Origin of the sequence: Kamptonema formosum PCC 6407 (assembly GCF_000332155.1) — a bacterium.
GTDB classification, from domain to species: domain Bacteria; phylum Cyanobacteriota; class Cyanobacteriia; order Cyanobacteriales; family Microcoleaceae; genus Kamptonema; species Kamptonema formosum.
Window position 1 is genome coordinate 1,132,121 of the sequence record NZ_KB235903.1, and the last position, 11,090, is coordinate 1,143,210.

Below are 11,090 nucleotides of genomic sequence, written 5' to 3' on the forward strand. Positions count from 1 at the left end.
CATAAAATTCGAGTACGGACGCGACATTCCCCTGTACTTAATGAGTATTGATTGTCGGGTGTACTTCATAAACGTGGTATTTGCTGTAAGTTTTAAATCGGCTTTCAGATTCTCACACTTTCCCACTCGCAGTGTCAAATGACAGGCTGTCACACTTAAAATTAACAGGAAAAATTATTAATAATGACGATCGATAAATTTTTAGTGATTTTGAGTAATATTAAATCATTGTTAACAAATAAAATTGTGGCTATCCGTGAATTTGCCTCAATCGCCCATTTCACGGTCATTTCCGCAAAGGTTAATGTAATTTAAGTAGTGATATTATGAATATAATTCTCAATTATTTAATGAGAAATTACCCTCTTAATCATTCTAATACTATGTCACAAATACATTTAGGGCACTTGTTGCCCGGTCAAAGCGCCACTATTTCAGGAATACAAGCTGACGAAGGTTTGCAACAAAGGCTCCGAGCGTTGGGTTTTCGCGCCAGCAGACAAGTGCAAATGATTCGGCGGGCAGCATTTTTCGGGCCACTCCACGTCCGCGTGGGGACAACAGAAATTATGCTTCGTCGCCACGATGCCAAGGAAATTAAAATTACGGATGTAACATCGGGAGAACTTTGATGAAACAGATTGCAGTTGTGGGAATGCCAAATACGGGGAAATCAACTTTTTTTAACCGCATTACTGGCGCTAATGCTAGGATTGGTAACTGGCCGGGGATTACTGTAGATTTGATGGTGGCAAAAGTCCAACTGGGGAATGAAGCAGCGGAAATGGTGGACTTGCCAGGGATTTATGACTTGCACGGCTTTTCGGAAGATGAGCAAGTAGTAAGAAATTTTCTTGAGAATAATCCCATACATTTAGTGCTGATGATTCTCAACGCTACTCAAATTGACCGCCAAATTAGCCTAGCTTTGCAGGTGAAATGTTTAGGTGTACCAGCGGTGTTACTGCTAAATATGGCAGATGAAGCGCCACAATTTGGGGTCGATATTGACCAACAGAAAATGTCAGAGCATCTAGGGATGCCTGTGATGCCTATTAGTGCTAAATACGGTCAGGGTTACGCAACTGCTTACCAAGCAATTACTGATAGTTTGAACCGTCAGGAAAAGGCGATTTCTGTTGGTAAGATTAATGAGCATTTAGTGAGCGATCGCCAAATAGCTGACGAGATGGGAAGTTTGTTAAAAGCTGCCGTTCACGTCCCGCATCAAATTAAAGAAAATTGGACAACTAAACTAGATGCGGTGCTGCTGCATCCGGTGTTGGGGTTGCCGATATTTTTTGCAGCCATGTTTTTGATGTTCCAGGCAGTATATGCTCTGGGAACTCCTATGCAGGAGTTATTAGGCTCTGGCTTTGATTGGATTCAAGCTAATGCTTTAGAACCGCTACTGGGAGGAGTACCAGAGTTATTTAGGGGTTTCTTAATTGACGGTCTTTATACTGGGATGACGACGGTAGCGGCATTTATTCCCGTGATTTTGCTGTTCTTTATCTGCATGGCGGTGATCGAAGATAGTGGCTATTTATCGCGATCGGCATTTTTGATGGATGTTTTGATGCAGAAAATGGGATTGGATGGCCGATCTTTTGTGATGTCGTTGATGGGATTTGGCTGCAACGTCCCCGCAATTATGGGAACGCGGGTAATGCGATCGCCAGGATTGCGGTTGTTGACAATGATGGTAATTCCCTTTTCTCTTTGTTCGGCTCGGTTGAATGTATTCATCTTTATGAGTACGGCGCTATTTGCAGCTAAAACTGCACCTATAGTGTTGTTTAGTTTGTATTTACTGAGTTTTGTTGCAGCTATTTTAACTGCGGCTTTGTTTAAGGGTAAGTTTGAGAGTAAAGAGCCTTTTATCTTAGAATTGCCGCCTTATCGCTTTCCCACTTTTAAGCAAATGTTACTGCGTTCTTGGTGCGAAGTTCGTCACTTTGTCAAGTGGTCGAATAAGTTTATTATCTTTGGAGTAGTAGCAATTTGGGCGCTGAATAATTTGCCTCCGGGCCTACCACCTGCAAGTTCTCAAACTTTGTCGGGAATACTTGGTCAGTTGACACAGCCTATTTTTGACCCAATTGGGATTAATCCTCAATTGACAGTGGCGCTACTGTTTGGGTTTATTGCCAAGGAGATTGTTTTGGGTGGTTTAGCGGTGATTTATGGCAAGTCTGAGGATGCAGATTTGATGGGTGCGATCGCGCAACAGGTAGACTGGGTACAAGCTTATAGTTTTATGCTTTTTACTTTGCTGTATGTGCCTTGTCTGTCCACAATTGCGGTACTTAAAAGTGAGTCTAAAAGCGCCAAGTTTGCTTGGCTTTCCGTGCTATGGTCAATAGCTTTAGCTTGGGGAGCAAGTTTTATTTTTTACCAAGGTGCAAGGGCTTTAGGGTTTTAGAATATTCTCTCACTCTAGCTAACTAACTCTAGCTAATGTGGGTCACGCAGGAGGCAGAAGGCAGGAGGCAGGAGGCAGGAGGTAGAAGGCAGGAGGCAGAACGAAGTATTTTCGTCAAAAAACCCGGTTTCTTTGGTTGGGTGCGTAAGTCCTGTTGATATATATGCGTGTCATGGGGAGGTAAGCAAAGCACAGTTGCGAGGTACAAGCAAGGACATGATGGCGTTTGTTTATGTCCCCCTACTTATCATTTTATTGACTATCTAGTAATATTTATTTTTCAGATAAATTAAGAATTGCCCACTTAATTTCACACAAAATTTACATTAATGGCTGAGAATATAATGATTCCATAAAGTCTCACCTCACAACTATCAACCCTAGAAAAACTGTGCCACGATGGAATCATAGAAGAAACCACCACTAACCATCGAAGACGAGGCAGGACTATGAAAACTACCCTTAAAAGTGCGATCGCCATACCATTTTCCTTAGCTTTAACAGCCTTAGTAGCCGCTCCTTCTCTTGCGGGTTCTCTCACTTTTGCAACTAACGTCGAAGAATTTAACGAAGGCGTTGGCATTAAAGAAGCTTATAGAAGAAATGCGGCTAATGCTCTGGGTGCTCCTCAACTCAATGCTTACAGCAGCACTAAGGACTTTTTGAGCTTAGGTGTAGGCGGTTCTGCGATATTCAGTTTCGGTACGCAATTTACAAACAAGGTCACACTCTGGGAAACTACTTGGGGAGATAAGAATGGCAAACAGTCAGCTTATGACGAGCAAGTAGAAATTTTTGCCAGCAATAGCTTAGATGGCGCTTGGACTCGTCTGGGTTTGATCAAGAATATTGCAGATGGTGCTTATAATACAGCGGAAGGAGCTTCCCTGAGTTTTGATGGCATTTTCCAATACCTAAAGCTAGTAGATAAATCTGCTGCTGGTAGCGATCGCGATGGTTTTGATGTTAATGGTATCGGTGTAGAATCTGTACCTGAACCTTTCACAATTGCTGGTATGGTACTAGGTGCTAGCGGGATGATTGCTGCTCGTCGTCGTCGCACTAAGCAAAATGCCTAGAAACAAAGCATACATTAACGGGCCGACGGGGTAACAAGCTAAGTTAAAGCCTTGTCAGAGTGTGGTTGTAGCAAATACCTCTCGACCCAAATTTATTTAATAGGACTTACGCATCGAGTTCCAGAAACCTGGTTTTTGGGACTCGATGCGTAAGTCCTTTTTAAGGAACTACAAAAAAATTATTATAATTTTCTAAACTATTCAGGTAAGATCGCGATCTACAAGATGCCCAGGATAGCGAAATTTAATAGTTAGAGCAACCGCCAAGGTGGTTAGGATGTTCTAAGTTAGTGAAACCAATTTATTATCTTCTTCCCTAAGCATCCTAGCTTCTAGTACCTAACTATCTATCGATTCCATTGGCATCAAAATCAATAAATAATTAGTAGGTTGGATAGATGTGGGATCTACCCAATTTACTAGCCTAAATAATACTGATGCCACCAAATTTGATCTTATGACACCGCTGCCTAATTACCGCCCTAAACAACTATCTCTTGGCCCTTTAGAGGCGGAGATTTTGAATATTGTTTGGGAACTAAACTCTGCTACAGTTAAAGAAGTACATGACTGGATTTTAGCAGATCCCGACCGCGAATTAGCTTATGCTTCAGTCACAACAGTGCTGCGTCGCCTGACAGAAAAAGGTTGGCTTGCCTGCGATAAAACAGAGCGAACATTCACTTGGAAACCCCTAGTTTCTAGTCAGGAAGCTCAAGCAATATTCGCCTATAATCGTTTGCAGCAATTTCTAGCAGTAGGAAACCCGGATATAGTAGCGGCTTTTGCAGATAGTCTCGATGAAGCTAGCTTAGAACAAATAGAAGCAATTGCCCAACGAATACAGGCTGTCCGTCGAGCGAGGGAGGAGCAAAAATAATGCACGCAATCCTGATTTTAGCAGCCCTGGGAATCTCTTGGTCGCTCAGGCTAAGATGGTCTTCTCCAATTGGAAACTGGTCAGAACGTTGGCAGCGATCGCTTTTGTTTTTTCTGTTTCCGCCGCTGCTTTTAATCGTGACATTCCTAGCCGTTTTATTCATGGGGCCAGGAGGAGAAATGGTAGGAATTTGGGATGGATGGTTAAGCTACTTGTTATCGCTTTCTTTTTTAGCGATCGCAGTAATTTGTTGTATAAAGCTAGCTATAGATAGCACTTTATTTTTACAACAAATTCGGAGCTATCCTCTCAAAAAAGTTGTAGGAAAATCAGTCAGAATTTTGAACACGCCAGCTCTTTTTTCGGCTGTAATTGGTTTTTGGCAGCCAGAGTTCACAGTGAGTACAGGATTGCTAAATACCCTCGATCGAGATCATCTCAAAGCAGTTATTGCCCACGAACAAGCACATTGTTATTATCGGGATACCTTCTGGTTTTTCTGGATGGGTTGGCTACGTCAAGTTACAGCTTGGCTACCCCAGACTAAAGCATTGTGGGAAGAGCTATTAGTATTGCGAGAAATACGTGCGGATGCTCATGCTGCTAGTCAAGTTGATTCTCTGTTATTAGCTGAAGCTTTGCTATTGGTAGCCAGCTATCCGCACCGATATTCAGATATTATTTGTATTATTGGTGCTGTGGGCCCGCAACATCGATTAGAGGAAAGAATAGAAGCACTTTTAGGAGAGCAAAAAAATTTGCTAAAGCTGAATCCTTGGTTTTGGAGTTGGTTACTGTTAACGCTTTCGCCCTTAGTAACTGTGCCGTTTCACAATTAGGCAATCGCCTGCGACATTTCTTGAGTAAAATTAATCTGTGTGATAGAATCATTATAAAGTCATAGAAATTGTTGCCTTTACAGGTTAGCCAAAATGACAAATGTAACAGAAGTCTTGAAATCAGCTCAGTTTGTGGTTGATGCTAGTGGTAAAAAGACTGCGGTGCAGTTGAGTGTTGCTGCTTGGGAAGCTTTATTAGATTGGATAGAAGATCGGGAAGATGAGGGGATTTTTCGAGAAGCAATGAGTCAGTTACGAGAGGCGGGGGGGAGTCCTGAAAAAGCGGGTTGGTTGGATTGGGAAGCGGTTAAAGATGACTGGGAGAAAGATTGAGGTTGTTTAAATGTATCGAGTTCGTGTACAGGCTTCTGTCTATAATGAGAGGCGAAATTTACCGGGAGTTTTTCGCCAGCGGATTAAGAAAATTATTGAAGATTTAGTGGAAAATCCGCGCCCTTTTAATAGTATTAAACTAGAATTTTCCCTTGATGCAGGTTGGGAACCAAGGCGAATTAGAGTAGATTCTTGGCGCATTATCTATGCGGTTGATGATGCGTTTGAACAGGTAGTAGTATTAGGGATTAAGAAGCGTCCGCCTTATGATTATGAGGATTTAATAGATTTGTTTGCTGAGTTAGAGTAGTTTTAGTCTTGAGTATCTGTGAGCCATTCTCGCTCGATTCTTTCTAAGTCTTTCGCGGCTCCCAATTTCTGAAAGATTTGATGGGCGGTGTTGTAATGTTGTTGGGCGAGTTCTGCGTTACCGCGCTTTCGCCAGACTTGAGCAAGAAAAAAACTAGCGTAAGCAATGTACCAAGGTGATTCCACTTCTTTAAATCTTTCTAAAGCATCAGTTAAAAATTGTTCTGCGACATCTAAGTTACCCCTACCTAGTTCAACTGCTCCCAAAAAACCAATTAAAGGTGCTATCTCAAAGCGATCGCCCAATTCTGTCTGAACTTCCAAACCTTTCCGATACAGCCGCTCAGATTCATCCCAATTACCACGATTTCGCTCTATCTCTCCCAACAATCGCCAAGAAATTGCCATAGCTGCGCGATCGCCTAATTCTGTCCTTAATTCCAAAGATTGCCGATACAGTCGTTCAGCTTCCTCCCAATTGCCACGAAGTTGCTCAATATATCCCAACTGTCCCCAAGAAGATGCCATCCCAGAGCGATCGCCTAATTCTGTCATAACTTCCAAACCTTTCCGAAACAGTCGCTCAGCTTCCTCCCAATTACCGCGATTTCGCTCTATCTCTCCCAACAGTTTCCAAGAATTTGCCATCCCAGAGAGATCGCCTAATTCTGTGCTTAATTCCAAAGATTGCCGAAACAGTCGCTCAGCTTCATCCCAATTACCGCGATATCGCTCAATATCTCCCAACGCTCTCCAAGTAGTTGCCATCCCAGAGCGATCGCCTAATTCTGTCATTATTTCCAAACATTGCCGATACAACCGTTCCGCTTCATTCCAATTACCATGATATCGTTCAATATCTCCCAATAGTCCCCAAGAATTTGCCATACCTGCGCGATCGCCATACTCACTATAAATCTCTAAAGCTTTTTTATAATAATGCTCCGCTTCAGCTTGATCCCACATTTCCTTTGCAACCCATCCTAATTGCTGGTACGTACTTGCTTGAGAATAAAAATCTCCAATTTCTTGTTGAATTGCTAAACATTGCTGATAATAATCTTTTGCTTTTTGCCAATCCCGCAAATCTCGACAAATATTCCCCAAACCATACAAAACATTAGCTTCCCCCTGACGATTTTCCTGTTCTCGGACAATTTCCAGCGATGTTTGATATACTCTCATGGCCTCCGAAAATTGTCGCTGTTGCCGATACATTGCACCCAATTCTTTATAGACTTCAGCTTGCAACGATAAATTTTTACTGTGGGTTGTCAACTCCAAAGCTTTCTCTAAATGCTCTCTCGCCTTCACTGGATTTCCTTGACTGAGATAAGCTACTCCCAGTTGATGTAAAATATTGCTGCAAGCACTAGGATTTTTTGCCGATCCAGAATGACTCGGATTGTAGTCCATCAACAAAGACTCTAAAAGTTCAATTCTTTCTTGCTTTTCTGGGGTTTTTAAGGTACTAAAACTCCTTTCCGAATCTAGAGTCCGAGCAACGGCATCATCTCTAGTAAATTGAGTAGTTTTAAAGAGAAATACGCCAGATTTCCACGCCCAAAAATCCGGGGCAAACTTCGCCAAACGAGTAATCGCATAGTCTGGCAAAACAAACAGCATCGGATGGGGAACGCTGGTTTTATAAGCATCTCGCACAAAATTAAGGTCTTGTAAAACGGGAGGATATTCCCCAAATTTACCAATAGACTTTTCCAATCCCCGCACAATTAAAACTAATTTTTTATTGGCATCTAGTTGAATTGTCGGTAAAATTTTCACAATTTCGTCTCGGAGAAAGCGTAAATTCTCATCAAACTCCAAAACCTCAAATTGATTTTCTTGAGAAATGAGATGATTTTTTAAAGCATCAATCAACAAATCAGCTTCAGCATTAAAATTAACTTCCACAAACCCAATCGTAAACTTTTCCGAAAAATCAACAAAGGTCAAAAGGTCAGTAAATGCCTGCTGATTTACATCTAGAAATTGCTCAATTCCTGAATCCAGATCATTCTGGGTTAACATTTGATTGTCTCGCATCTCGGAGAGCTTTTTGAAATTCTTCATTTTGCTTCACCACCGGATTCGGATAGTTCCATCGATTTTTACCGTTGTATTCCAAAACCGAAAGATTGAATAACATCAATTCGCTCATTTCATCTTTATTAATATTTTTTGTCAAACAAACTTGAGCTAAAAATGGATAATGATCTTGCGGGATAATTCGCTCAAAGTTAAATTGTTCCTGTTTGATTGCGTAAGTAACATCATCAGCCATTATTTTAGCATGACCGCGACCGCTGGCGGTTATGCAAGCCGTCCGCATGATCTGGATGAGTTGGCGAACATGGCCGCCACTGGCTTTTGCTAATTCTAGCAATTGTTCGCGAGAATCAAAGATTTTATCAACTTCAACTCGGCGATCGATTAAACCAGCCATAGCATTTAAGTTAAATTCGTTATAGTTTAAGTCACAATCATCTCGCTTAAATTCATAAATATTGACCATCGGGACAATGTGAGGACAGTCAAAATTCTTTATGGCATTTTGAGATGAGTAAAGAACTAAAAGCGGAACTGTATAAATAATCGTACAATTCAATTCTTGAAGTTGAGCAGCATAGTCAAAAAATAAATGGTTTGCTACCTTGGGAGGAACGCGGTCTAAATTATCAAAGATAATCAGAAAGCCTTTATACTCAGGAAACTTATTTCGCAGTTTTTTGACAGCATCATTTAAAAGTAAATTGATATCTGCTTTCAATCGCGAAATGTCTTTTTCTAAATTTTGGCGAATTGTTGTTTTTTGTTTATCAGAGCCTTTGATTTGCGCCAGTAACTTGACCAACAACTTTGCTAAAAATGGAGCCTCTGGGCCTAAAGTTGCTTCCGCTTCCACACTTACGGAACTTTCAACCGTTCGTTCTGATTCTTTAGTGACATCCTTAAACCAAGCCTCAAAATTATCCATCAGCCGAGGATCTAATTTCAATCCTAGCCGCCGCATTTCAAACTCAATTCGCTTGATGACAATTAAATAGAAATCTGTATAACTGGCATCATTAATATCGGTTTCTTCTTGCACCTCCAGATAAATGACGCGATAATTGACTTCCCACTGCTTTTGAATTCGTTTCAATTCGGTACTTTTACCGCAGCCCCGATGTCCTGTAAACAAGATTGTGGTAAATTCTTCGGGTTCTTGAAAGTCTAAAATATTACTGACACCTGCGATCGCTTCCGTTTTGCGGACTTCTGATAAATCAACGTAGTAGCGATCGAGGTCTGCCCCTTCCAAAGATTGGAGAGGATTACAAACTTGATAAGCAGTTTTGAGGGTAGTTGCGCGGTGAATAGGAAGAGAAGTCATAAGTTTTTAATTTAGTAAATGTATTGCCAGCATTATTGACAACCGATCAAACTCAATTTATTTGAATTATTGAATTTTACCAAAAAACGCTTTATTAGACAAAATTACTTGGGAGAAAGGCTTTTCTGGATCGCAAGCGGTTAAAACCGTCTAGTGAAGAAAATCAAATTTCAACCCGCGCAGGCGGGTTTTGTATGTGTAGACGCGGTTTCAACCGCCGCGTAAATACAATTAATTTCAACCCGCGCAGGCTGGTTTTGCCTGTGTAGACGCGGTTTCAACCGCCCCGTAAATACAACCCTCCGCGCCCTCTAAGCCTCTACAATCCCCCCCAATCGCCAAAACCGAACCTCAACAGACGGATACCACCCACCTGAAAAATTAAAACCATGATTAAAATTCGTTACAATCAGTACATACAAAAGAGAAAAAAAGCTCTTATCTCAAAATTAGAGGTAGCCAAATGAACAGTACATTTCGCGTCGGCAACCTGTTTGGAATCCCATTTTACCTGCATCCCTCGTGGTTTTTAGTCCTGGCATTAGTAACCTGGGACTACGGCAGATTCCTAGCCGCAAGCTTTCCTGCTTTAGGCCCCCTATCGCCTTGGGTGCTGGGATTAGTCACAGCATTGCTATTATTTGCCTCCGTACTCGCCCACGAATTAGGACACAGTTGGGTAGCCATTAAACAGGGAATTGACGTGAAATCGATCACGCTGTTTCTATTTGGAGGATTAGCCAACCTCGATAAAGAATCAAAAACTCCAGGGGAAGCATTTTGGGTAGCGATCGCAGGCCCCCTAGTCAGCATTATCCTGTTCGCCTTACTCACCACCATCGGCGCAACATTACCCATCACAGGCCCGATCGCTGCGATCGTAGGAATGCTAGCCTACATCAACTTAGCCCTGGGGTTATTTAACTTAATTCCTGGCTTACCCCTCGATGGCGGAAACATCCTCAAAGCGATCGTCTGGAAAATCACCGGCAACCCTTACAAAGGCACGCTATTCGCTAGCCGCGTCGGTCAACTCTTAGGTGCGATCGCCATTATCTCAGGATTCGTTGGTAACTTCTGGAACATATTAATCGGTTGGTTCCTGTGGCAAAATGCAGGTCAATCCGCCCAATCAGCTAAAGTTCAAAATGAACTCGCAGGATTAACAGCAGCAGATGCCGTCACCCCAGACAGTCCAATCGTTTCCGAACACCTATCTATAAGAGAATTCGCCAACGATTACATCATCGGCAAAACTCCCTGGGCGCGATTCTTAGTCACAGGGGAAGCGGGACAATTAGTAGGCGCGATCGCCGCTGATGACATCAAAAATATTCCCACATCTCACTGGCCAGAAGTTCAAGTCAAAGAACTCATACAACCGATCAATTTTTCTACAGCAGTTCAACCGGATCAATCCTTACTGGAAGTCGCCACTCTGCTAGAACAATTGAAAGTACAAGAACTGCCTGTAATTCGCGACAACGGCGTACTCGTAGGACTAATCGAAAAATCGGGAATCATCCGTTTACTTCAAACGCGATCGGAAGCCAAGCCTGCTTAATATTTAGGGGCTAGGGGCTAGGGGCTAGGGGCTAGGGAAGAAGGGAATAGAATTAAGGGTTTCAGCTATTCTGAATGTCCTAATCACCTTGCAATCACCTTGGCGGTTCCTATATCTCGGTAGTTAGTAAGTTCTGGACATAATATTCTGTCTCATTGTGAGCAAACAGAAGCAATCTCAAGGTCTTGAGATTGCTTCTGTTTTCTTCGTTTTTTACAACTCACGATCGCACACTTATAGGACTTACGCAAAAGATCGTAACGCCGCCATCCTCCCCCTCTCCCC

General features: G+C 42.2%; 10 protein-coding genes. 8 read left to right on the top strand and 2 right to left on the bottom strand.

Annotated features, from left to right (window positions below):
* Positions 1 to 383: 383 nt before the first annotated feature.
* The 7 genes from OSCIL6407_RS0109935 (at position 384) to OSCIL6407_RS0109970 (ending at position 5,866) form a co-directional block, all read left to right on the top strand.
* A complete protein-coding gene (locus OSCIL6407_RS0109935) occupies positions 384 to 632 on the top strand; it encodes a FeoA family protein (protein ID WP_007356323.1) in 249 nt (82 codons plus the stop codon).
* A complete protein-coding gene (gene feoB / locus OSCIL6407_RS0109940) occupies positions 632 to 2,425 on the top strand; it encodes a ferrous iron transport protein B (RefSeq protein ID WP_007356322.1) in 1,794 nt (597 codons plus the stop codon). The genes OSCIL6407_RS0109935 and feoB overlap by 1 nt, the downstream gene beginning before the upstream one ends.
* A gap of 449 nt (positions 2,426 to 2,874) precedes the next feature.
* A complete protein-coding gene (locus OSCIL6407_RS0109950) occupies positions 2,875 to 3,504 on the top strand; it encodes a PEP-CTERM sorting domain-containing protein (protein ID WP_007356321.1) in 630 nt (209 codons plus the stop codon).
* Between the two features lie 457 nt (positions 3,505 to 3,961).
* Positions 3,962 to 4,384 (top strand): BlaI/MecI/CopY family transcriptional regulator, encoded by a 423-nt coding sequence (locus OSCIL6407_RS0109955; RefSeq protein WP_007356320.1) that lies wholly within the window; start codon positions 3,962 to 3,964, stop codon positions 4,382 to 4,384.
* On the top strand, positions 4,384 to 5,223 hold the full coding sequence (locus tag OSCIL6407_RS0109960; protein ID WP_019487177.1) for a M56 family metallopeptidase: 840 nt from the start codon (positions 4,384 to 4,386) through the stop codon (positions 5,221 to 5,223). Before OSCIL6407_RS0109955 ends, OSCIL6407_RS0109960 begins: the two co-directional genes overlap by 1 nt.
* A gap of 93 nt (positions 5,224 to 5,316) precedes the next feature.
* Positions 5,317 to 5,556, top strand: coding sequence for a hypothetical protein (locus tag OSCIL6407_RS0109965; protein WP_007356318.1), 240 nt, complete (start codon positions 5,317 to 5,319; stop codon positions 5,554 to 5,556).
* 10 nt (positions 5,557 to 5,566) lie between these two features.
* Complete coding sequence (locus tag OSCIL6407_RS0109970) at positions 5,567 to 5,866, top strand: type II toxin-antitoxin system RelE family toxin (protein ID WP_007356317.1); 300 nt, start codon at positions 5,567 to 5,569, stop codon at positions 5,864 to 5,866.
* A gap of 2 nt (positions 5,867 to 5,868) precedes the next feature.
* Here the strand turns inward: OSCIL6407_RS0109970 and OSCIL6407_RS0109975 are convergent, their stop codons facing one another.
* Together OSCIL6407_RS0109975 and OSCIL6407_RS0109980 are read right to left on the bottom strand one after the other, a co-directional pair.
* A complete protein-coding gene (locus OSCIL6407_RS0109975; RefSeq protein ID WP_148288849.1) occupies positions 5,869 to 7,938 on the bottom strand; it encodes a tetratricopeptide repeat protein in 2,070 nt (689 codons plus the stop codon).
* On the bottom strand, positions 7,880 to 9,241 hold the full coding sequence (locus OSCIL6407_RS0109980) for a P-loop NTPase fold protein (protein WP_007356315.1): 1,362 nt from the start codon (positions 9,239 to 9,241) through the stop codon (positions 7,880 to 7,882). The genes OSCIL6407_RS0109975 and OSCIL6407_RS0109980 overlap by 59 nt, the downstream gene beginning before the upstream one ends.
* A 463-nt stretch (positions 9,242 to 9,704) precedes the next feature.
* Between OSCIL6407_RS0109980 and OSCIL6407_RS0109985 the strand changes: the two genes are divergently transcribed.
* The gene (locus OSCIL6407_RS0109985; RefSeq protein WP_007356314.1) at positions 9,705 to 10,805 is read left to right on the top strand and encodes a site-2 protease family protein; all 1,101 of its coding nucleotides are present in this window, start codon (positions 9,705 to 9,707) and stop codon (positions 10,803 to 10,805) included.
* The last annotated feature ends 285 nt before the right edge of the window (positions 10,806 to 11,090 follow it).